Source organism: Geobacter sp. AOG2 (genome assembly GCF_019972295.1).
Taxonomy (GTDB): domain Bacteria; phylum Desulfobacterota; class Desulfuromonadia; order Geobacterales; family Pseudopelobacteraceae; genus Oryzomonas.
This window is the reverse complement of the sequence record NZ_BLJA01000001.1, coordinates 3,597,079-3,617,923: the sequence shown is the minus strand read 5'-3', so window position 1 is coordinate 3,617,923 and position 20,845 is coordinate 3,597,079. Positions and strand designations below refer to the sequence as shown.

Sequence of the window (20,845 nt, the reverse complement as noted above, 5' to 3'; positions counted from 1 at the left end):
TTAGCCCCCGTGCCCGTGCCCCAGCAGGACGCCGGTCACCAGGGCGCACAGCACCACCAGACAGAAGAAGGCGAAGCGCCAATCCCTTTCCCGGACAAAGATCAGCCCCGCCACCACCACCCGCATGACCGGTGTAGCCAAAAGAGCCAGCAACCCCGCGGTGATCAGCCGCGGCGCGAACTCCGTATGCCCCAGCAGCATGGCGCCGATGCCCACAGCCAAAAGGGCTGCTGCGATCATCGAGCCGATGCGCAACAGGCGCGCCAGCACCATCTCGATCGCTTCGTGTTTCGTCGGTGCCTCGTGGTGCGTATCGAGCGTCATCCCCTCACCCCCCGGTAGATCATTTCGATGGCCGTATAAACGATCAGCGGAATGAAAAGTTTGCGGATGGTGGAGGTTTTCATCCTGACCATCAACCGGGCGCCCAGCACGGCCCCCAATAGCACTCCCAGCACCACCGGGCCCGCGATCAGCGGCTTGACGTCGCCACGGGCGAAATAGACCACCGCGCCGGAGGCCGCCGTGACCCCGATCATGAAGTTGGAGGTGGCGGTGGAGGCCTTGAACGGCATGCGCATGACCTGGTCCATGGCCGGCACCTTGAACATGCCGGCGCCGATCCCCAAAAGGCCGGCGGCGGCCCCGGAGAAATACATGATGATCAGGCCGGGAATGGTCCGGGTAACCTGGTATTCCACCCTTTGGCCCAGCATGCGGTCGTAGTAGGAGCCGGCCAGGTTCAGCTTTTTCGACAGGCGGTCGGGCACGACCTCCCCCGGCAGCTCGGCCTTGCGGGTCCTGAACATGTTGTAGCCCGAATAACCCAGAAGCAGGCCGAACAGGATGTACAGGAAGCGCTGGTGCAGGTAGCCGGCGATCAAGGCTCCGCTCAGGGCTCCGGTGGCAGTGCCCATCTCCAGCCACATGGCTACCCTGGTGTTGGTCAACCGGTCTCGCAGGAAGGCCACTGCCGCCCCGGTGGAGGTAGCGATGATGGAGACCGTCGAGGCGGCCACGGCCGTGCGCATGGACACGCCGAACAGGATGGTCAGGGCGGGTACGATGATGATACCGCCGCCGAGCCCGAGGATTGAGCCGACGATCCCCGCCCCGATGGCCATGATGAATATCTCGATTGTTGTGGTGAGCAGGATGGCTGTTCCCTCCGTTTATTCCTGTTTTTTGTACCCATAGAGTTTTTCGGCGCACACCGGGCAGATACCGTGGGAAAAGTCCGCGCCGGAATGGGCGGAGATGTAGGATTCCACGTTATGCCAGTACCCTTCATCGTCGCGAATGTTCTTGCAGTTGGCGCAGATCGGCAACAGGCCTTCCAGTCTCGTGATCCTGGACTCCTGGGCCTGACGGATCGCCGCGCGGGCCTCGACCCGCTCCGTGGTGTCGATGCAACTGCCGATATACCCGCCAAACTCGCCGTCGTCGAGATAAAACGGCGTGCCGCGGTCCAGTATCCAGCGATAGACACCATCATGCCGCTTGAGACGATATTCCATCTCAAAGGCCAGGCGCTTGCCGAAGTTGTCCAGGTAGATTTCCAGACAACGGTCCAGGTCTTCGGGGTGGACACCCTCCGCCCAGCCGTTTCCCTGCTCCTGCGCCATGTTCCTCCCCGTAAATTCGAGCCAGCGCTGATTGAAATAGTTGCACAGGCCGTCGGTCCCGGCCCGCCAGATCATGATGGGCGCCCGTTCGACCAGAATCCGGTACTCCTGGGGAGTAATGACGAATGCACTTGGTTCCATAATGGTGTCCTTTCTGTCCTGCGCCCGGATTACCCGCCCTGCTGCCGCATCTTCAGCCGTTTGGAAAGCGCCGGCTGGGATATGCCCAGAAGCCGCGCCGCAAGGGTCTGGTTGCCGTTGGCCCGGTCCAGGGCCTCCATGACCAGAAACGCGGCGGCATCGCTGAAGGTGGGCAGTTCATCGAACCCGGCAAAGGGATTCTGCTTGGCGGCCGGGGCCGCCGCCATCCCCCCGCCCTGTTTCGGGGAACGTTCCACGGCCTTGACGAACGAATCCATGGAAAGCATCCTATCCCGGTGCACGCTGACGGCATCGTAGACCATGGCCTTGAGCTCGCGCACGTTGCCGGGGAAGCCGTAGGTGGCGAGGAATTGCGCCAACCCCTTGGGCGGGGTCGGCTTCTTCTTGCCCAGGGCCCGGGCCGCTTCCTCCAGAAAATGATCCAACAGCAGGGGGATATCCCCGCGCCGCTCCCGCAGCGGCGGGACATGAAGCTGGTGGGTCCGCAGCCGGTAGTAGAGGTCGCGGCGGAAGGCCCCGGACGCCTCCCTGGCCGCCAGGTCCTGGTGGGTGGCGACGATGATACGGGCCTTGAGCCGTTTCGGCAGGTCGCTCCCCAGAGGGAAGTATTCCCCCTCCTGAAGCAGCCGCAGGAGCTTCACCTGGGAAGGGATGCTCAGGTCACCGATCTCGTCCAGGAAGAGGGTACCGTCGGCCGCCTCCTCCACCATGCCGCGCCGCACCTGCTCGGCACCGGTAAAGGCCCCGCGCACGTGGCCGAACAGGGTGTCGGCGAAGACCGTATCGTCGAGCCCGGCAACGTTCACCGTCACCAGTTTGCCCCGGCAACCGCTCAAGGTATGGACGGCGCGGGCAATGAGCTCCTTGCCGACGCCGCTCTCTCCGGTAATCAGGAGCGGCTGGGGGCTTCCGGCCACCGCTTCCGCATAGGTGAATACGGCCTGCATGCCCCGGTCGTTGGTGACGACGGCGCTGAAGGCCTCGGGATGCCGGACCTCCGGCGAACTGAAACGGCTGGCCATCTCCCGGTGGTCCCGTTGAAGTTCCTGCATGCGCACGGCCCGGAGCACGCCGTTTACCATGCGGCCCTCGTCGTCGGTCTTGACGAAATAGTCGAACGCCCCCCGCCTCATGCAATTGACGGCGGTCTCCACCTGGTTCAGCCCGCTGATGACGATGGAACAGACCTCGGGATGGTGTTCGGCGATCTGTTCCAGAAGTTCTTCCCCCGACAAGTGCGGCATGGTGAGGTCCAGGAGGATCAGACCGATCCCGCCCTGATCGAGGATGGCCATGACCTGGCGGCTGTCGTTACAGGTGGTGATGTTGGTAATGCCGGCGCAGGACTCCAGGGTCAGGGAAAGGGAACTGAGCCAGTCCGGCTCGTCATCCACCAGGAGGATGCCGAAATCGGGGTACAGAGGATCGCTCACGAGCCGTTCTCCTTCCGGTATTCAGGCAGCGTCAGTGTCACGGTGGTCCCGCTGCCCGGGGTCGAATCGAATTCCAGGGTACCGCCGTGTTCCTTGACGATCCCGGCCGATACGGACAGGCCGAGGCCGGTCCCTCCCATGTCCCGCTTGGTGGTGAAAAACGGGTCGGTCAGCCGCGACAGGTTCTCGGGGGAAATCCCGCTCCCCTCGTCCCGCAGGCGGAATACCACCACGCCGCGGGCGGCATCGTAAAGCGTGGCCAGCTCGATGCCCCGGCCGGTATCCGGCAATGCCTGGCAAGCGTTGATGATCAGGTTTACCAGGACCTGCTCGATGCGCTGGGCGTTGCCCCGTACCTTGGGAAGCCCCTCGGCATACTCGGCGCTGAAACGGTTGGTGGCCTTACGGATGGAGGGCTCGACCAGCCGGACGGTGGCCTGGGCCACGGCGTTCAGGTCGATGGTGCCGTTGAAGGCGGTATCGTCGCGCCGGGCAAAGTCCTTCAGGTCGTCCACGATCCGTTTGATGCGCTTGCCTGCGTCCTGAAGCTTTTCCAGGCTGCGGGGCATCTCCTCCCGCATGCGCGAATAGGGAAGCCCGCCGCAGGTAAAGTCGCCGCTCTCCTGATAGTACCGCTCCAGAACCTTGGAGGCGTCCGTGAAAAACCGCCTGAGGATCGGGACCTCCAGCAGGATCAGGCCGGTGGGGTTGTTGATCTCATGGGCCACGCCCGAAACCAGGACCCCCAGGGCGGCCATCTTGTCGGCCTGGACCAATTGCTGTTGGTTGAGGAGCAATTCCTCCTCTGCGTGCCGCCGCTCGGCGATCTCCCGGGTCAAATCGGCGGTGCGCAACGCCACCTGGCGGTGCAGGGTGCGGGACCAGAGGGCAAAACCACCCAACAGGAGTACCAGCGGGATGCCTACAATGGCGGCGTATCGGGTGACGGTGGCCCATTCGACACGATCGGGCTCCAGTACGCCGAGCCATTTTTCATAAATGGTCTCGTACTGCCCGGTCTTCCTGAGAATGGCCAGCCCTTCGTTGAAACGGGAGATCAGCTCTGCATTGCCCCGGTTCGAAGCGTAACAGTAGCGATAGGTGGCCACGTTGCGTACCACCGGGATGAGGTTGGTCAGTTTCAGTTCGCGGATGATATACATCCCCGGCACGATGGCGACGATGGCATAGTCGGTCTTGCCCGCGGCCAAAAGGCGGAGGGCGTCGGCCGGCGTGTCGGTCAGGATCAGCTTCCCACGGAACCCTTTCCTGACCAGGTAATCGTGCATGATCCCGCCCCGGTGGACGGCCACTTCCTTCCCTTCGACCTCGTCGAGGGAGTTGATCATCGGCGAGTCCCGGCGGGCGAATACTGCGTGGTTCACAATGGTGTGAGGCAGGGAAAACTCCACCTCGCGGGAACGCTCCTCCGAATAGGACATGCCTTGGAGCACATCGACCCGTCCGGTCTGAAGAGCCTCCCGCATCTCCGCCCAACTGCCGAGCCGGAACTCCACCTTCATGCCCATGACCTCGGCGATGGCACGGGTCAATTCCACATTATAGCCGGACGGGCGCCCGTTCTTGTCGATGAACTCGTAAGGGGGGTACTCCCGGTCACCGCCGACGATGATAACCTTCTGCGGGTTGTTCCGGGGCGTATCGGCGAGGGCTGCACCGCCGCACAGCAGACAGGTGACGGCGCAGGCAGCGACGATGAGGAGCACGGCAGCAAGGGAGCGAAAGGGAACCTCCCCTATCTTGAAACGTGTGATATCATGCAATGGCACGGTTTCTTCCCCAAGGCCGCAGCGATACGGAGAGCTACATGCTATCCCCTGCGTCACCTGTCCGCATTGATCCCCAAACGGGCGTACAAGCGCGAAGCGTCTCCGCCCGCCGATACTTCGCCTTGCGACGCCTGCTCGATAATATCTGCCAAGCCCTTTTCCCGGGTGGCATCAAGTCCGACAAACCTCAAGCCGACCAAGCCAAACCCCGAGTGGACGATCTGGGCGTCCAGATCGATGCCGGGGCCGCCTCCCCCCTGACGCAAGGTCAGCCCGCACCGCCCTCCCTGATGGAGCAGTTCGCAGACGGGGTCATCTACCCCGACCAGCGCCCCGTGCAGGGAAACATTCTCGACATGGCAGGGAAAACGCTGATCCTGATACAGCAATACTCCATTGGCCACAAGAACGATCCGCCGTAACGATCTTTTTTCGCGCATGGGATTGGCCCTTCCACGACACATAGTGACAGGAATTCAAATTAGACATGTCGGTTAGTTTCTCATAAAATCCGGGCAAGGACAATAAATTGGTTTGCCCTCCTCTCCATGCCGGCGACCGGTTCGCCACCGGCACGGTAGGCCGTGAACGGCGACGCAAAGAAGAATGGCCGCTACCCTCGCATTCTGGTATAATAATAAAAATAGAACTTCATGAGTTCAAGGCCGGTCGATCGTTGATAAACGCTGGTGAATCGTAGAAACAGAACATGCGAACAATTCTCCCCGAGGGGGGCGTGCAGTTTTTTCTGCGTTCTCCAACATCATCAGAGTTTAAATATTTTTCGGTTACAGAAATCTGGCAAGGGGGTTGGTATGCTGAGGATTGTACTGTTCGTGACGGTGTTCATGTCTTCAAGCATTGTGGCATATGCCCTGAACAACAGCGACTTGATACAGTTGAACCGCTCGATGTTGCGACAGCAGGAGCAACAAGAGCCGGATGTGGTACAGATGCTTGAACCGGTGGAGCGGGAGAGGCTGCGGCAACAGGAGTATGTGCAGGAACAACTAGGGAGATTGCAGCAGGAGCAGATCGGGCAGAAACACTACCAGCAGGAGGTGCTCTGGGAATGGCAACGCCAGAGAGACGCCCATAGGTTCGGCGAGGAGAGACTGCTGGATCTCCTGACACAACGCAAGCAGTCCGGACTGTTTCAGTAACATCGCCCATAGCGGCTTGAAGCCGCCGGAATTTCCCCCTCTGCCGGGCCAACCAACCGGCGGAGGCGCTCCGATGCGCCCCCGCCTTCTTTGTTCAGGGCCGGCCTAGCCCAAACTGGCCATATCGATCACAAAGCGGTAGCGCACATCGCTTTTGAGCATGCGCTCGTAAGCCTCGTTGATCCGCTGAATGGGAATTACCTCCACATCCGAGGCGACCCCGTGTTCGGCACAGAAATCAAGCATCTCCTGGGTCTCGCGGATGCCGCCGATCAGCGATCCCGCCAGGCGACGGCGTTGCATGATCAACGGGGCGGCGGAGAGCAGCGTCGGCTCGGGCAATCCCACCAGCACCATGGTGCCGTCGCGGCGCAGCATGCCGAGAAAGGCGTTGTAATCGTGCTGCGCCGAGATCGTATCCAGGATGAAATCGAAACGTTTGGCGTTCTCTTTAAATACCCGTTCATCGCTGGTGGCAATAAAATCATCCGCGCCGAGCCGGAGCGCATCCTCCCGCTTGGTGAGGGAATGACTGAGCACGGTCACTCTGGCGCCCATGGCTTTGGCAATCTTCACCCCCATGTGGCCAAGGCCGCCCAGCCCCACCACGGCGACCTCGTCGCCGGCCTTGACCCCGAAACGGCTGAGGGGGGAATAGGTGGTAATGCCGGCGCACAACAGCGGCGCCACACGTTCCAGCGGCATACCCGCGGGAATGCGCAGCACATATCCCTCGTCTACGGTGATACGCGTGGAGTAACCGCCGTAGGTGGGCGTTTTGCCGTCACGTTCGTAACTGTTGTAGGTCGCATTCATCCCCTTCTCGCAGAATTGTTCTTCACCGTCCCGGCAGGCCTCGCACTCGCGGCACGAATCAATGAAGCAGCCGACGCCCACTATGTCGCCGACCTGCCATTTTTCCACATGACCACCCACCTGTGCCACCCGCCCCACGATCTCGTGGCCGGGGACCATGGGGAAGATGGAGCCGCCCCATTCATCGCGGACTTGATGGATATCGGAATGGCAAACCCCGCAATAGAGGATGTCAATCAACACGTCATGCGGGCCGGGTTCGCGTCGCTCGACAGCAAACGGCGCCAAGGGCGTCGTGGGTGATGCAGCTGCATACGCAGGGGTCTTCAGCATGGTTCAGCCTCCATATGTTAAGAATTATTTCAATATGGTTATATGGTAAGCCGGTACACCATCCCTATCAATACCCGTTCCTGCCGAAATCTTGCCTGTTTCTGCCGTTACCCGCAGATTTGGGTGAAACCGCCTCCCGGAGATGGTATAGTTTAGCCAGGACATTATTGTGCTTGCGTACAGCCGGAGGGATAAAACAGTGGAGACGGCACAGACGGCGAAAAAAGGGCGCTTGGCGGTATTATTGGAACGGTTGGCAACCAGGGAAGGCTTCACCCGATCAAACATGGAAGGGGTGACGTTCATACGGGCGAACAAATCCTACCCCCGAGCACCGGTGACCTACGACCCCAGCATCGTGATCGTTGCCCAGGGACGCAAGCGCGGCTACCTGGGAGAGCAGGTCTTCACCTATGATCCCTGCAACTACCTGGTACTTTCGGTGCCGCTCCCCTTCGAGTGCGAGACCGAGGCCACCCCGCAGGAACCTCTGCTGGCAGTGTCGCTCAAGGTCGATCCCACGACCCTGAGCGAGTTGCTCATGGTGATGGATGACGAGAGCGCCGCGCACGGAGCAGTCCCGCGCGGGATTTACTCCACACCGCTGACCGACGACCTGATCTGCGCCGCCATCCGGCTGTTGGAGTGCCTGGAATCGCCATTGGACAGCCGCATCCTGGGGCCGCAGATCATGCGGGAGATTACCTACCGGGTGTTGTGCGGTGAGCAGGGGGGGGCCTTGCGGGCCGTAGCCATCCGGCACGGCCGGTTCAGCCAGATCGCGCGGGTCTTGAGAAAAATCCACACGGACTATGGCAACGGCATGGATATCGAATCCCTGGCCAGCGAGGCCAACATGAGTGTTTCCACCTTCCATCACACCTTCAAGGCGGTCACCTCGGCATCGCCGCTGCAGTATCTGAAGAGCATCAGATTGCACAAGGCGCGCCTGTTGATGGTCCAGGACGGTCTCAATGCCAGCACCGCCGCGGGGCGCGTCGGTTACGAGAGCGCCTCCCAGTTCAGCCGCGAATTCAAACGCTTCTTCGGCAACAGTCCGGTGGATGAGGCGGAAAAGATACGGGCCATGGCGGATTGACAGTCCGTCAGGTGTGCGGCTACCGACTGAGCGGTTCTCACTCGTCGTCAGCCAACTCCCTGGCCGTGCGAATGAATTCCTCTCTCTGGGCCATGAACGCTTCGACTACTTCGGGGTCGAAGTGTTTGCCCGACCTTGCCAGAATCCACTCCTGAGCTTCCTCGTGAGAAAAATCCCGCTTGTAGACGCGCCGGCTGACCAGGGCGTCGTACACATCCGCCAGCGCCATCAGGCGACCGGCCAAGGGGATGTCGGAGCCGCTCAGTCCGCGGGGGTAGCCGCTGCCGTCCCATTTTTCGTGGTGCGATTCGGCCATCTGAAGCGCGTAGTGTAGGAACTCCAGCTTTTCCGGGTGTTCGGTTCCGCCGATGGTCTTTGACAGGGCATGGGAGCCGATGAGCGTATGGGTCTTCATGATATCGTACTCTTCGGCCGTCAGCGCGCCCGGTTTGCACAGGATGTGATCAGGGATACCGACCTTGCCGATATCATGGAGCGGTGCGGATTTCGCCAGGAGTTCGATATTCGCTTCGTCCAGGGCGGCGTAGCCGGGAAGCGTGGCGAGTTGCCGGGCAAGGATCTCCACATAACGCTGTGTCCTCAGGATGTGCTGCCCCGATTCCCTGTCGCGGGCCTCGGTGAGTGTTGACATACTGATGATGATCGTGTCCTGGGCATCGATCAGGTCACGGTTGCGCTGACGCACCTTGCGGGCCTCTATCCCGTATTTCAGCAGGCTCAGGGCCGTCAACACGAGCAGCGGCACCGTCATGGGGAGCAGCGGCGAGATGTACAGCCCCTCGGACAGCAGTAGTTCTCTCCCTCCCCAGTAGCACCCTCCACTCATGGCCACAACGGTCACAAACGACAGGACGAATCCGGGGCGACTGAGAAGCCAAGTGCTGAGCCCTCCCGCAAGGAGAAGGGCAAACAGTTCGGCTCCCCGTGCCCACATGGGCCGGGAGATAAATGAGCCGGAAAGGATGTTGTCGATGACGTTGGCATGGACCTCGACCCCGTTGAGCGATTGGCCGGACGGCACTTGGTGGATATCACCCAGCCCTTTCGCCCAGGTGCCTATCAGGACGATCTTCCCCCGCAGGTCCCCGGCGGCCGGAGCGCCTTCCAGGATTGTTTGCGCTGAAAAATAGGGAAAGGAATTTCTATTACGGAAGTCGATCAGGGCATTGCCCTGACTGTCCAGGGGGATAGGGCGATCACCCCGGATGAGCAGGGTTTCGAATGCGTCACGGGTGATACGAAGGTTTCGTTCGCCGGATGTGAGCAGGACAGCGGTCAGGGCGAGGGAGGGACAATAGGTCCCTTCATAACGCAGCAGCAGGGGCACCCGCCTGAGGACGCCATCCATGTCGTGCTGGGCATTGGTGAACCCCTCGGCACCGGCGTTGGCGGTCAACGCCGGAACGCCCCGGATCAACCGGGCCGGTACCGGCCATTGGGCGGTGACGCCCGGTGTTGCGGTCACGACCATGCCCGGGGGAAGATGGGGAACGCTGCCGGGCCTCCCCCCCACTCCCGGAGAGAGTTCAAAAAAGTATCCGATGGCGGTCGGCAGTTCCGCCAGCGCCTCGGCCAATCGTTGCGTGTTGACGTCTATTGGCGCAAAGCCGGACGCGGCGGCTCCCGACCCCAGATCCCTCTGCCGTTCCGCCGCAATGACATCGGGAGAGGTACGATCAGGTTCCGGCATCAGGAAATCGAGGACAACCACGCCCGCGCCCAGTTTTTTCAACCGTTCGACGAGACGGGCCATGCGATAACGGGGCCAGGGCCACTGTCCGTAGGCCGTGAGGCTTTTCTCATCAACCCCCACGATCACCACGCTGCCGCTTTTTTGCGAAACGGTCCGGCCGGCGAGCATGAGGTCATAGAGGCGCAGTTCCGTCTGCTGGACGAAAAGCGGCGGAAATATCAGAAGCAAGGCCGTGCAGAGCGTCAGAAGGAAACCCGCGGCAATCAGCACGGGGCGTCCCCCCCAAAGCGGTTGAAGTCGTTGGGGATTGGTGGGGGGAGAAGAGGATACAGACATGGGAACGTACCTAACGCACGATAACCTCAACGCGCCGGTTTCGGGGTTCTTTAACCCCGTCGGGCGTTGGGACCAGGGGGTTCCCCTTGCCATGGGACGATACGGTCAGGCGTTGCGGATCAACCCCCTTCTGTATCAACAGTTCCTTGACCGCCAAAGCGCGTTCGTGGGCAAGCCTGTCGTTGAGCTGGACCGAGCCGACCGCGTCGGTATGTCCGCTGATGCTGATACTGATTGCGTTGCGCCGCTTGATGGCAGCAAGGATGGCGGGGATGGTGGCTTGGGACTCGGCAACCAGGCAGGTTCTGCCTGTTTCGAAGAAAAGGATGAATTTCTCGGATGGAAGCGGTTCCACAGCCAAGGCAGCGCCAAAGGTCGAGGCGATATAGCGGGGATCAGCGGGTGCCGGCAGAGAAGGGACATTTGACCGGCCGGAGACGACCGTCATCTCACCGGATTTTTCAAGAAGCTGTTTTCCCTCTTCCGTGGCCACCTCCGCCTTTCCCACATGACCATCCCGGTCGGGCATCAGAACGACCACCTGCCGGGCCGCGCAACCGCCCAGCAAGGCCAGGAGCACCATCATAGCCGGCAAGCCCGGCAGGACTTCCGGGATCCGCCGGTAATGACTATCCTTGCGAGACATTACTCCTGAACCTCAATCAGCAATCTGGTACCCCGCACGGCAATGGTCGCGTCAGGGATCTCCAGGTGGATGGAGTTGGGGGCCAGCTTGGCGATGAGTCCGGAGAGATAGACAAAGGTTCCCTTTACCATGCGTGCCAGGAGGGCGAATTTTGCCTCCTTCGGATCGAAGGCGTACTCTTTGAGCGCAAGTTCGCTGTTGGGGCCCAGGGAAATGGTCGTGTCGTCCGTCAGCACGATTCCCAACGAGCCATCCTTTGCGGTCCTGACCACGTCCCCCCGATACACCGCCCCTCCGACTGCGGCAGGCTGCGTTACCGTCCCCCGGAGAAAGGAAGCCGCCCCTTTCAGGGTCTGTACGTGACCAATCGCCCCGGCCGGCGCGGCGAATGCCGGAGTGGTGGCAAACAGAAGAAGGAGAAACCCAACTATTGAGGTTTTCATTGCGCGGCTCCCTTTGTCATAGAAATTCGTATCTTTTAAGGATACTCCCATAAGCCAAAATTCGCAACTGCGGGGATGCAAAAACCCCCGGCCTGAGCCATTGACATTCCCCGCGCCATGTGCATAATAGTCGCTGTTCAAAAACAGCTTGTGTGGTAGACGATAATACTCAACCATCCGCGAGGATGGGGCGGAAAGCCTATAGGGTCTCATTGAGACAGCCGGGTTGCCGAAATATCACTCTTCGGCGAGCCGGTTTTTTCATTTTCGTCCCTGCCCATCCGCGCTGCGGATGGAATCCACATAACACCCCAAAGGAGACCATCATGAACAAGATCATCTATTGCTGCTGTCTGGCAGCGGCACTGTTTCTGGCCACCACCCCGGCCATGGCGGACGACATCAAGGGAAGACTGGGCGTCACCGGAAGGCTCGGCTTTCTTGTCCCCGCCGACAGCGAATTACAGGGAAGAAGTGCCGACACGGACACCGATTTCGTAGGAGGCGGCGGGTTTATTTACGGAATAACGAAAAACATCGCGGCGGAATTCGAGATCACCCACACCAGCTTTGATGTCCACGGTAACAACACGATGGGCGGCAACGCCGAAACCATCAACTACTCCCTGGGCGGCCAGTACCGTTTTGACGTCGCGGTGCCCCAGTTCACCCCCTACGTGGGTGCAGGCCTGGATATCCTGATCAACGACTTCACTTACTCCGACGGGACCAAGACCGATGTTGACAGCTGCGTGGGCGTTCATATCAGCGGCGGCGCGGACTATTTCGTAACCAGGCAGTTTGCCCTGACCGCCCAGCTCAAGGCGGTCCTGGCGCCCAGCGCCGATATCAACTACCAGGGCAAGGCCGGCAATATCGACCCCACGAGTCTCTCCATGACCTTTGGCGCGAGATACTTTTTTTAACCAAGACCCCCCAACATCCCGAAACAGAACGCCCCGCCTTTTCATGTCAAGGCGGGGCGTTCCGTTTCAAACACGGGGATAACGGCCGGGTCCGGCACGGACCCCTGTTCAGTGTGCCCCCCTACCCTGCTCCAGCAGCAGGTTGTACCGCAGATACGCCTCCATGCGTTCCGGCGTATCGATCGTCTCCAAAAACAGAAGCCGGTCCATTTCAGCGGCCTGGCTTTGCGTGAGCCCCCGAACGGCCCTGAGCATCATGGCGGCATCCTTATAGGATTGCTCCAGGCTTTTTGCTTCCTCCGTGGTCGTAGGGGGAGTGACCATCACATCCTGAATAGCTTTGGCCATGGTCATGACAATAGTACGTTTCACGACGGCCGTGTAATTTTGGTATATCCAGATATGGACATCATCGCGGATGCCGATGCCGGTGGTATCGACCCCTGCCAGGGTGGCATCGTTGAGCTTCGGATCAGGCATGGGGAGGGCGTCGTCCGGCTCCGCGGCGGCCGCGGCTGCGGGCTTCTGCACGGGCCGATAGACAAGCGGCCCCGTACAGGCGACGAGGGCGCACCACAACACAGCCACGAAAGCCAGCTTGATAATATGCGCCCTCTGTTTGAAGATACCAGCCACACGTCACCCCTGCCCATAAGAAGCCAGCCTGGTATTTTGCAACACCTCCATGATCGTTGCAAGCGCAAACATCACGGACGCAGGAAGAGCTTCCGTAAACACCGGAACAACCCGCGGCTTGGCCGGAGTTCGGTCATCCGCGGGTACAAGCTTTGGCTCCGGCGTGGAGCCCTTGTGATGGAACCGCTTGACCGTAGTGGAGGAGTTGCGCGAAGATATCAGGAGGGAGGGTTAAGAATGTCGGACTATATCGTCACCTGCACGTCGTGCGGCACGGCAAACCGGATCCCCGCCGACAAGGAAGGGAAAAAAGGGCGTTGCGGCACCTGTCGCGCCGTCCTGCCTCCGTTGTACCGCCACCCGCAGCAGCTTGCGGATCAGACTTTCGATGCCTTTGTGGCAAACTATCCGGGACCGGTGCTGGCCGAGTTCTGGGCTCCCTGGTGACCGCACTGCACCTCATTCGCACCGGCGGTGCGGACAGTAGCGGAGAAGTTGGCGGGAAAAGCGGCGGTTGTCCAGATCGACACCCAGCAGAATCAGGTTCTTGCGGCGCGGTTCGGCGTGCGGGGCATACCGGAACTGGTGCTCTTCCGGGGCGGCAGGATCGTATCCCGCCTCGCCGGGGCGCAGAGCGTCGAGGCGGTCCTCGCCTGGTTCCGGCATCAGGTGTAGTATCTTCCCGAATACCGGACACGGCTGCTCACGCAATGATCCCCTTGGTGAAGATAGCCACGTACTGGCCGATCAGTTGTTCGTCCTGGCCGGGCGAACGGCTCATCAGCGATTCGGTGGCCAGGGTGCTGAGGAAAAAGTAATTGACCATGCCGGCAAGGGCCAAGGCGGCATTGACGGCATCAACATCCTGCCGGAATTCCCCCCGACGCATCCCTTCATGCACCACGTCCGCAAGGATGCGGATCACCTTGGCGATGGCGGGTGAGACGATGGTGGCGAAATACGCAGTGGGATTGGTGAGTTCGCTGGTATAGAACCGCAGCAGGTACGGGTTGTTGCGATGCCTCAGAATAGTCCAGCGCAGGTATTCCTCCAGTACGGCCAAGGGATCGGCCCCTTGCCGGCGGATCTCCTCGATCTGGTCGAAACAGGCGAATTGTTCCTGCAGTACCGAGCGGTACAACCCCTCCTTGCTGCCGAAATAATACGAAATCATGGAGATACTCGCCCCGGCGGTCTGGGACAACTCCCTGACGCTGACCCCGTGCAAACCGCGCTCGGCAAACAGCCGTGTTCCCACCTCCACCAACCTGCTGCGGCAATCCGCTTTTGTCATGTCACTCCCCACCGCTTGAATGTAGCGCAAGAGTAGCAAAATCGCCCGCAAAATCCAACGGTAGAGATATGTGTTCCAAATAGTTCTTGCAGGACAAACAGTGTATTGTTATGCTGTATTCGAACGAACGTTCGATATATTCACGTTGCGGCACACCGGTCAGCGGCCCCTTTCTGGAGCATGGCCGTCACGGTCTCAACGGAAAACAATCACTAACGACAAAGGAGAACGCGGAAAGATGTCAGAATTGCACAACAGGATCAGAAAAACCAATCTCCACTCCAGGATCAGGAAGGTCGAGGATGTCATCCCGCTGTTCGAGAACGGCATGAACGTCGGGTGGTCGGGCTTTACCCCCGCCGGTTACCCCAAAATGGTGCCTATCGCCCTTGCCGACCATGTGGAGAAGAACGGGCTGCAGGGGAAGCTGAAATTCAACCTGTTCATCGGCGCCTCGGTGGGTGTGGAGACCGAAGACCGGTGGGCCTCCCTGGACATGATCGATCGGCGCTGGCCCTACCAGACCGGTAAAAATATCCAGTCCGGCATCAACGAAGGCCGCATCCGCATGGGGGACAAGCACCTCTCCATGTTCGCCCAGGACCTGGGATATGGCTTCTACACCAAGGAGAACGGCGGGCGCCTGGATATTGCCATCATCGAGTGCTCCGCCATTACGGAAAACGGAGGGCTGGTGCTGACCGCCTCCTGCGGTGCGGTGCCGGAGATCGTGCAGATCGCCGACAAGATCATCGTCGAGATCAACACCTCCATCCCCAGCTTCGAAGGGTTACACGACATCATCGAACCGATCAACCCGCCCAACCGGCAGCCGTACCTCATCAGCCGTGTGGACGACCGGGCCGGCTCCCCCTACGTGCGGGTGGATACGGACCGGATCGTGGCCATCATCGAATCGAACCGCCCCGACAACGGCCGTTCCTTCAGCGAGCAGGACGAAACCTCGGAAGCTATCGCCAATCATATCATCGACTTTTTCTCCAACGAGGTGAAGGTGGGCCGCCTGCCCAAGAACCTGCTGCCGCTCCAGTCCGGCGTCGGTTCCATCGCCAACGCGGTCATCGGCGGCCTTGCCAAGGGACCGTTCACCGGCCTGAAGGTCTGGACCGAGGTGTTGCAGGACACCATGCTCGACCTCTTCGATTCCGGGAAGCTGGACTTCGCCTCCACGGTTTCCCTGTCCTATTCGGTTGACGGCTTCAAACGCTTCTACGACAATTGGGACAAGTACAGCAACAAGGTGCTGATGCGCCCCCTCTCCATCGCCAACCATCCCGAGCCGATCCGCCGGTTGGGCTGCATCGCCATGAACACCCCGGTGGAGTTCGACATCTACGCCCATGCCAACTCCACCCTCGTGGGCGGCACCAGGATGATCAACGGCATCGGCGGTTCCGGCGACTTCCTCCGCAACGCCTATCTCTCCATCATGCACACCCCGTCGGCCCGGCCGAGCAAGACCGACCCGACCGGCATCACCTGCGTGGTACCCCATGTACCCCACGTGGACCATACCGAGCACGACCTGGACGTACTGGTCACGGAGCAGGGTCTGGCCGACCTGCGCGGCCTGGACCCGAAAACCAGGGCACAACTCATCATCGATAACTGCGCCCATCCGGATTACAAGCCTCTGTTGCAGGAGTATCTGGACATGGCGACCAAGGAGTGTCTGGGACGGAAAGCGGGCCACGAACCGCAAATGCTCGACCGGGTCTTCAAGATGCAGGTCAACCTGGCCAAAAACGGGACTATGAAGATTGACAACTGGGAAGTCTAGAACCGGACATGCAACCCGGGTGCGATCCAGGTCGCGCCCGGGGGAGAAGAATGGACAACAGACCATGGGCAGGATACTAACAATGCAGAGAAGTCATGTCATCGCCATGCGGGTCAGCGATAACGAGCTCAAGAATCTGAACGTCATGGCATGGGAGACCCAGAAGACCGTACCCGAAATCATGCGTGACGCCATCAGGATGCTGAGCACCCGCTACGACCAGCTCGAATCGCAACTAAACTCGAAGGTGTAAGTAAAAAAACGGGCCGGTGCGTCGATCCGAATAATCGACAAACCGGCCAGTTCCGTTGTATCCCGATCCCCCTACCGGGGCATCAGATCCTTTTCCCCATCATCATTGCGGCTGCGGCCCGCTGGTAACCTGAACAAACCCATCAGGCCTGATCCATTTCGAAAAGGCCGACCTGACCTGGGCGGCAGAGACCTTCTGATACCTGTCGGCCGCGCGAGCCGGCTCATCCAGCGGCAAATCCAACTGTGAAAGATGAAGCAACCCCAGGGCAATGCTTGCGGTACTGGTAGAGGAGAGCAAAACCTGGTGGACGAGCAGGTTCTTTGCCTGGGACAACTCGTCAGGGCTCACGAGGTTCGTCCGCATGTCCGCCAAGTCCCGCTCTATGATCGAGCGGGCTTTCGAGACGTTCCGGGGATCGCAGCCGTAATCAACGCCAAAGCTCGAGCGGGTCTTGCCGATGTTGAGGAAGGCATCCACCGCGTAGACCAAACCGTTGGTCTCGCGAAGGTCGTGGTAGAGCCTGGTTGCGTAGAAAGCTCCAGTGAGGATATGCAGGCCGACCTGCAAGGGATAGTAATCAGGATGTGAACGGGTTATGCCGAGCGTCTCTTCGAGCGACACCTCGTCCTGCACCCTGCTGTTGTTGGGAACCACCACCGCCGCAGGCTTGTTGTCGGCAACCGGCCGATATTCGGTCTCGGGCTTGGGGCCTTCGGCTTTCCAGCCGCCGAAGTGTTTTTCGATAACCGCCCGCGCTTCGCCGGGGGTTATGTTCCCCACAACCACGATGGTCGTCACGTCGGGCCGGAAAACGGCATGGTAGTAGTCCCGGACGTCGGCAAGGGTCAGCTTTTCGACCGTTGCCGGTTTGGCATAACGGAGGGCCGGGTCGCCTTTCGGAAAGAGCGCTGTTCTGAGCGCCCGGCCGACAAGCCATTTCGGGCTTTTTTCCTGGCCGGCAAGGAGTGAGGAAGTCTCTTTTTGCACCACCTTGAAGGCCTCCTCCGGAAGCGCCGGATTGATCAGGTTATCCGCGACGAGCGCCACTCCGCGGTCAAAATGCCCCTTTACCACCTGGAGAGAGAACAAGGGTCCCACCTCGGCATCTGCGGCTATCTCATCCAGAGCGGATTGAAAAGCCAGACGATTCAGGCTTTTGCTGCCATAGCTAAAAAGCCCCCCCAGGATATCTTCCACGCCTTCCCTGCCGGGAGGCGCCTCAAGCCCCGGATTGTTTTTGACGTGGCCATACAGGCTGACCGTATCGCTGGTTCTGGTCGTTTTCACGATCAGGCGTATCCCGTTTTTTAGTGTCAGGTCGGTCGGCCCTTCCTTCACCGCCGCAACCTTGTGGGGCCTGGTGACCTGAGCGGCCCATGCGGGAAGCTTCACCTTCTTCACCTGTTTAGGGGCGAACGACTCGTTCGTGCGGCCGGAGCCTTTCGACTCCACGGGGCTGCCGGATTGCCTGGGGGTCATGATCGCGGTGATGGCCGTGTCGTTAGCCAGAAAATTCCGCGCCACACGGTTGACATCCTCGACCGTGACCCTGCCGATGGCTTGGATATCGTCGTCGGGCGAAGAGCGTCCTTCCAGGGCGAGGGCCTGGGACCATGCGGAGGCCAATCCCTCAACCGAGTTTTTTTGAAACTCCGCCTGGGCGATCTCATGGCGCTTGGACGCCTCCACCAACTCCGGGGGGACGCCGTTTGTCACATAGTCATGGATAATCTTCTTGAGGGTCTCCACCATGGGATGTCCGTCTTCCCCCTGGGGGAATGCGGAGAGGGCGAAAGCGTATCCCATTTTGGGCAAGGCATAGCTGTCGAAGCTCGTCGAAAGCGCCTTGCCCTCCGGAACAAGGGCATAAAGGTTGGCGCGCTGGCTGGAGAGGACATCCGACAAGACCATGCCGGCCGCATAATCGGGGCTCTCCAATCCGGGAAACCGGTATGCGACGAGAGCCAGCCCATAGGACAGGTCCGAGTCCAGTTGTATCTCGGCGGGCTTGAGGGGCGAGAGGGCAATCGGGGCATGTGCGGGCAGTTTTTTCCGGGGTATCCCCCCGAACAGGCGCTTGACCGTCGCCAGGGTTCGCTGCGGCTCGACATTGCCCGCGATGACCAGGATCGCGTTGTTCGGCGCATACCAGTCATCATAGAACCTCTTGAGCATGGCGCCGGTCGTCTTGTCGAAGGAAGCCACCGTTCCGAGAGCGTCATGCTCGTAGGGGGCTCCCGCGAACAGTTTGCCCAACAGGCGGGTGCTCAGGATGTACTGGGGATCGGACAGATCCTGAACCACCTCCTGCTCGATGGCCCCCCGCTCCTCCTTCCATGCCTTGTCGGAATCGATGATTCCGCGCATCCGCACCGCCTCCACATGGAGGGCGGTTTCCAGGTCCTCAACCGGGACGGTAAAGAAATATTGTGTCAGGGACTGTTCGGTTTGGGCGTTGAAATTGCCGCCCATGGCGGCGATGATGGATGACAACTGATCCGAGGTAAGCCCCGGATTGCCGCGAAACATCATGTGTTCCTGGGCATGCGCCATACCCGGAAAACCGGGAGGCGCCTCGTTTGAGCCGACGAGGTAATTGACCTGGGTCGTAACGACCGGGGCCAGGGAATTCTGCACGATGACCACCCGCAGACCGTTTTTAAGGGTGGCCCTGGTGACCTCGCCGGATAAGGCGGGGCTAACCCCGGCGAAAACACAAATTATCAGGGCGAAAACAAGCCCGACATATCGATTGATCCTGTTCATGGTACTTCCTCCACAAGCTGGAAACGCTCCTGTTTGAATAGTGATGGTTGCAAACGCCTGTCACGGTTCACTTGCACTGCAAACCGGCCCTCAGATTGTCCAAATTCCTTCTCATCAGGGCGATGAAGGTTACGCCGTGATCGAAATCATCCTTGCTGATGTTATGGGCGCCATGGAGCAGCAGAACGGTTGCCCCGGTCTCCTTGGCGATCATCTCCGAGACGCGCGGCGAAAGGAGTTCCTCGCTGTAGACATACTTCAGGCCCATGGCTTTTACCTGCTTGACGAGCGCAATCAGTTTGGCCGGTGTCGGCTCGGCGTCTGCGTTGACCGCTGAAGCGGACTCATACTGGAGACCGTAGCGATGGGCCAGATAGCCGAAGGCGTAGTGCCCGCCGTGCAGGAACGTCTTCTTGGCGCAGCTTGACAGCCCGGCCTTGTAGTCGTCGTCGAGCTTCTTCAGTTCCGCCTTGTAGGCAGCGGCATTGGCCAGATAATACCCCTTGTTGGCCGGGTCTCGGGCAGCCAGGGCCTCGGCGATGTTGTCCACCATGATCTGCGCATTGCCGAAATCGAGCCAGATGTGCGGGTCCATGCCTCCGGCGTGGTGGTGCTCCGCGCCATCGTGGTCTTCATGCCTCCCCTCCTCGGCACCGGCCTTGAGAAAGGTAACACCCTTGCTCGAATCCACCAGCAGCACGCTCCCGGCATTCAGGCCCTTGACGAACTTCACCGCCCAGGGCTCCATGTATTCGTTGGTATAGACGAACAGGTCCGCCCCGGTGACCCTGGCGGCATCCTCCGGTTTTGGTTCAAAGGAATGGGCCTCGATGCCCGGCGGCAGGATCAGATTGACATCCACCTTATTGCCGCCGACGGTGCGGGCAAAATCGTACAGGGGAAACAGGGTCGTCACGACAACCATCTTTTTGTGGGATGCGGGAGAAGAGATCGGCGCCTCTTTTTTCCGGCAGGCGCCCATGGCTGAAAGACAGAGGATCACTACTGATGCGATGAGTATTTTTTTCATATTCAGAGTCTCCGGTATCGTTTTTATTCTACACTCAGTTACCTGTTCATGCCTGAAATTTTTACACAACACGGCGGTACTCCGCATCGGCACGGGAGAGCGCCGGGGGTGAGAGTACTGTACCGGGAGGGGCGCGGCTTTGTGTGGAACGGCAAAAATAGGCGACCGCACAGATAATGACCAGGACGATGGAATAGGCCGGGGATGTGAACGGCACGTGCGTGACGTCGGAAAGCGTTATGGCGATATCGGCGGCGCGATGGTGGGCAACGGCACAGACAGGACAATCATCGCCGTGGTCCTGCCCGTCGTCGTGACGATGGAAAGCGAACAGCAGGATCGAGAACAGCACGAGTACCGACAGCACAAATGCAATACGGCGGCTACGGTGCCCGCCATCCGGGATGCTGCTTTTGGTCGATCCGGAAAAAGGTTTCATGTTAATAAATAGAAATAATTTCTATTCAGATGTCAAGCTGATAATGGTGATAATAGGGGGAATAAAAATGTGGACTATGGCTTAAGTGTCATGTTAAAAGCAGAATGGTGTTAGAATATATTCATCGTGTAGTGCTC

21 protein-coding genes and 1 riboswitch are annotated in these 20,845 nt (G+C 59.9%); of the genes, 6 read left to right on the top strand and 15 right to left on the bottom strand.

All coding sequences use genetic code 11. The features are described 5' to 3' along the window. The 6 genes from LDN12_RS16475 to LDN12_RS16450 are packed head-to-tail and all read right to left on the bottom strand — an operon-like array spanning position 1 to position 5,450. The gene (locus tag LDN12_RS16475) at positions 1-324 is read right to left on the bottom strand and encodes a DUF1634 domain-containing protein (RefSeq protein WP_223923740.1); all 324 of its coding nucleotides are present in this window, start codon (positions 322-324) and stop codon (positions 1-3) included. Continuing rightward, entirely contained in the window at positions 321-1,154 is an 834-nt protein-coding gene (locus tag LDN12_RS16470) for a sulfite exporter TauE/SafE family protein (RefSeq protein WP_374045094.1), read from the bottom strand. Before LDN12_RS16470 ends, LDN12_RS16475 begins: the two co-directional genes overlap by 4 nt. Positions 1,155-1,172: 18 nt before the next feature. Next, entirely contained in the window at positions 1,173-1,766 is a 594-nt protein-coding gene (locus LDN12_RS16465; RefSeq protein ID WP_223923738.1) for a PAS domain S-box protein, read from the bottom strand. A 29-nt stretch (positions 1,767-1,795) separates the two neighbouring features. Further along, positions 1,796-3,220: a sigma-54 dependent transcriptional regulator gene (locus LDN12_RS16460; RefSeq protein WP_223923737.1), complete on the bottom strand. Its 1,425-nt coding sequence runs from the start codon at positions 3,218-3,220 to the stop codon at positions 1,796-1,798. After that, positions 3,217-5,004: a transporter substrate-binding domain-containing protein gene (locus LDN12_RS16455; RefSeq protein WP_374045093.1), complete on the bottom strand. Its 1,788-nt coding sequence runs from the start codon at positions 5,002-5,004 to the stop codon at positions 3,217-3,219. The genes LDN12_RS16460 and LDN12_RS16455 overlap by 4 nt, the downstream gene beginning before the upstream one ends. Positions 5,005-5,063: 59 nt before the next feature. Next, positions 5,064-5,450: a PilZ domain-containing protein gene (locus tag LDN12_RS16450; protein ID WP_223923736.1), complete on the bottom strand. Its 387-nt coding sequence runs from the start codon at positions 5,448-5,450 to the stop codon at positions 5,064-5,066. A gap of 375 nt (positions 5,451-5,825) precedes the next feature. Between LDN12_RS16450 and LDN12_RS16445 the strand changes: the two genes are divergently transcribed. Further along, the gene (locus LDN12_RS16445) at positions 5,826-6,173 is read left to right on the top strand and encodes a hypothetical protein (RefSeq protein WP_223923735.1); all 348 of its coding nucleotides are present in this window, start codon (positions 5,826-5,828) and stop codon (positions 6,171-6,173) included. A gap of 105 nt (positions 6,174-6,278) precedes the next feature. Here LDN12_RS16445 and LDN12_RS16440 read toward each other — a convergent pair whose 3' ends face one another. After that, positions 6,279-7,322 carry an NAD(P)-dependent alcohol dehydrogenase gene (locus LDN12_RS16440; protein ID WP_223923734.1) on the bottom strand — a complete coding sequence of 348 codons (1,044 nt, stop codon included), beginning with the start codon at positions 7,320-7,322 and terminating at the stop codon, positions 6,279-6,281. 199 nt (positions 7,323-7,521) lie between these two features. Here LDN12_RS16440 and LDN12_RS16435 point away from each other — a divergent pair, with 199 nt between their 5' ends. Continuing rightward, the gene (locus tag LDN12_RS16435; RefSeq protein ID WP_223923733.1) at positions 7,522-8,421 is read left to right on the top strand and encodes an AraC family transcriptional regulator; all 900 of its coding nucleotides are present in this window, start codon (positions 7,522-7,524) and stop codon (positions 8,419-8,421) included. Positions 8,422-8,458: 37 nt separating this feature from the next. Here LDN12_RS16435 and LDN12_RS16430 read toward each other — a convergent pair whose 3' ends face one another. The 3 genes from LDN12_RS16430 to LDN12_RS16420 all read right to left on the bottom strand — a co-directional run bounded on the left by LDN12_RS16430 (position 8,459) and on the right by LDN12_RS16420 (position 11,560). Then, positions 8,459-10,405 carry a CHASE2 domain-containing protein gene (locus LDN12_RS16430; RefSeq protein WP_223923732.1) on the bottom strand — a complete coding sequence of 649 codons (1,947 nt, stop codon included), beginning with the start codon at positions 10,403-10,405 and terminating at the stop codon, positions 8,459-8,461. 76 nt (positions 10,406-10,481) lie between these two features. After that, positions 10,482-11,117: an OmpA family protein gene (locus tag LDN12_RS16425; protein ID WP_223923731.1), complete on the bottom strand. Its 636-nt coding sequence runs from the start codon at positions 11,115-11,117 to the stop codon at positions 10,482-10,484. Continuing rightward, the gene (locus tag LDN12_RS16420; protein ID WP_223923730.1) at positions 11,117-11,560 is read right to left on the bottom strand and encodes a FecR domain-containing protein; all 444 of its coding nucleotides are present in this window, start codon (positions 11,558-11,560) and stop codon (positions 11,117-11,119) included. The genes LDN12_RS16425 and LDN12_RS16420 overlap by 1 nt, the downstream gene beginning before the upstream one ends. Before the next feature lie 157 nt (positions 11,561-11,717). Continuing rightward, a riboswitch (cyclic di-GMP riboswitch) is annotated at positions 11,718-11,794 on the top strand. Positions 11,795-11,886: 92 nt separating this feature from the next. On the opposite strand from LDN12_RS16420, the gene LDN12_RS16415 reads away from it, so the two are divergent. Next, positions 11,887-12,486 (top strand): porin family protein, encoded by a 600-nt coding sequence (locus LDN12_RS16415; protein ID WP_223923729.1) that lies wholly within the window; start codon positions 11,887-11,889, stop codon positions 12,484-12,486. Between the two features lie 108 nt (positions 12,487-12,594). Here the strand turns inward: LDN12_RS16415 and LDN12_RS16410 are convergent, their stop codons facing one another. Continuing rightward, a complete protein-coding gene (locus tag LDN12_RS16410; protein ID WP_223923728.1) occupies positions 12,595-13,122 on the bottom strand; it encodes a hypothetical protein in 528 nt (175 codons plus the stop codon). Between the two features lie 237 nt (positions 13,123-13,359). On the opposite strand from LDN12_RS16410, the gene LDN12_RS17825 reads away from it, so the two are divergent. Beyond that, a complete protein-coding gene (locus LDN12_RS17825; protein WP_238482113.1) occupies positions 13,360-13,797 on the top strand; it encodes a thioredoxin domain-containing protein in 438 nt (145 codons plus the stop codon). A gap of 28 nt (positions 13,798-13,825) precedes the next feature. Here LDN12_RS17825 and LDN12_RS16395 read toward each other — a convergent pair whose 3' ends face one another. Then, positions 13,826-14,416 carry a TetR/AcrR family transcriptional regulator gene (locus LDN12_RS16395; protein WP_223923725.1) on the bottom strand — a complete coding sequence of 197 codons (591 nt, stop codon included), beginning with the start codon at positions 14,414-14,416 and terminating at the stop codon, positions 13,826-13,828. A 238-nt stretch (positions 14,417-14,654) separates the two neighbouring features. Between LDN12_RS16395 and LDN12_RS16390 the strand changes: the two genes are divergently transcribed. After that, positions 14,655-16,217: an acetyl-CoA hydrolase/transferase C-terminal domain-containing protein gene (locus LDN12_RS16390; protein WP_223923724.1), complete on the top strand. Its 1,563-nt coding sequence runs from the start codon at positions 14,655-14,657 to the stop codon at positions 16,215-16,217. Between the two features lie 82 nt (positions 16,218-16,299). Next, positions 16,300-16,470, top strand: coding sequence for a ribbon-helix-helix protein, CopG family (locus LDN12_RS16385; RefSeq protein WP_223923723.1), 171 nt, complete (start codon positions 16,300-16,302; stop codon positions 16,468-16,470). A gap of 102 nt (positions 16,471-16,572) precedes the next feature. Here the strand turns inward: LDN12_RS16385 and LDN12_RS16380 are convergent, their stop codons facing one another. The 3 genes from LDN12_RS16380 to LDN12_RS16370 all read right to left on the bottom strand — a co-directional run bounded on the left by LDN12_RS16380 (position 16,573) and on the right by LDN12_RS16370 (position 20,708). Next, positions 16,573-19,239: a pitrilysin family protein gene (locus tag LDN12_RS16380; protein WP_223923722.1), complete on the bottom strand. Its 2,667-nt coding sequence runs from the start codon at positions 19,237-19,239 to the stop codon at positions 16,573-16,575. Positions 19,240-19,306: 67 nt separating this feature from the next. Then, positions 19,307-20,269 (bottom strand): metal ABC transporter substrate-binding protein, encoded by a 963-nt coding sequence (locus LDN12_RS16375; RefSeq protein WP_223923721.1) that lies wholly within the window; start codon positions 20,267-20,269, stop codon positions 19,307-19,309. Positions 20,270-20,330: 61 nt separating this feature from the next. Then, the gene (locus tag LDN12_RS16370; RefSeq protein ID WP_223923720.1) at positions 20,331-20,708 is read right to left on the bottom strand and encodes a hypothetical protein; all 378 of its coding nucleotides are present in this window, start codon (positions 20,706-20,708) and stop codon (positions 20,331-20,333) included. Between the last annotated feature and the right edge of the window lie 137 nt (positions 20,709-20,845).

Excerpts from the sequence above, each read along its gene's own strand:
- LDN12_RS16450 (WP_223923736.1), bottom strand. The coding sequence starts at position 5,450 with ATGCGCGAAAAAAGATCGTTACGGCGGATCGTTCTTGTGGCCAATGGA.
- LDN12_RS16475 (WP_223923740.1), bottom strand. The coding sequence starts at position 324 with ATGACGCTCGATACGCACCACGAGGCACCGACGAAACACGAAGCGATC.
- LDN12_RS16385 (WP_223923723.1), top strand. The coding sequence starts at position 16,300 with ATGCAGAGAAGTCATGTCATCGCCATGCGGGTCAGCGATAACGAGCTC.
- LDN12_RS16370 (WP_223923720.1), bottom strand. The coding sequence starts at position 20,708 with ATGAAACCTTTTTCCGGATCGACCAAAAGCAGCATCCCGGATGGCGGG.
- LDN12_RS16375 (WP_223923721.1), bottom strand. The coding sequence starts at position 20,269 with ATGAAAAAAATACTCATCGCATCAGTAGTGATCCTCTGTCTTTCAGCC.
- LDN12_RS16445 (WP_223923735.1), top strand. The coding sequence starts at position 5,826 with ATGCTGAGGATTGTACTGTTCGTGACGGTGTTCATGTCTTCAAGCATT.
- LDN12_RS16380 (WP_223923722.1), bottom strand. The coding sequence starts at position 19,239 with ATGAACAGGATCAATCGATATGTCGGGCTTGTTTTCGCCCTGATAATT.
- LDN12_RS16465 (WP_223923738.1), bottom strand. The coding sequence starts at position 1,766 with ATGGAACCAAGTGCATTCGTCATTACTCCCCAGGAGTACCGGATTCTG.
- LDN12_RS16390 (WP_223923724.1), top strand. The coding sequence starts at position 14,655 with ATGTCAGAATTGCACAACAGGATCAGAAAAACCAATCTCCACTCCAGG.
- LDN12_RS16415 (WP_223923729.1), top strand. The coding sequence starts at position 11,887 with ATGAACAAGATCATCTATTGCTGCTGTCTGGCAGCGGCACTGTTTCTG.
- LDN12_RS16440 (WP_223923734.1), bottom strand. The coding sequence starts at position 7,322 with ATGCTGAAGACCCCTGCGTATGCAGCTGCATCACCCACGACGCCCTTG.
- LDN12_RS16395 (WP_223923725.1), bottom strand. The coding sequence starts at position 14,416 with ATGACAAAAGCGGATTGCCGCAGCAGGTTGGTGGAGGTGGGAACACGG.
- LDN12_RS16425 (WP_223923731.1), bottom strand. The coding sequence starts at position 11,117 with ATGTCTCGCAAGGATAGTCATTACCGGCGGATCCCGGAAGTCCTGCCG.
- LDN12_RS16420 (WP_223923730.1), bottom strand. The coding sequence starts at position 11,560 with ATGAAAACCTCAATAGTTGGGTTTCTCCTTCTTCTGTTTGCCACCACT.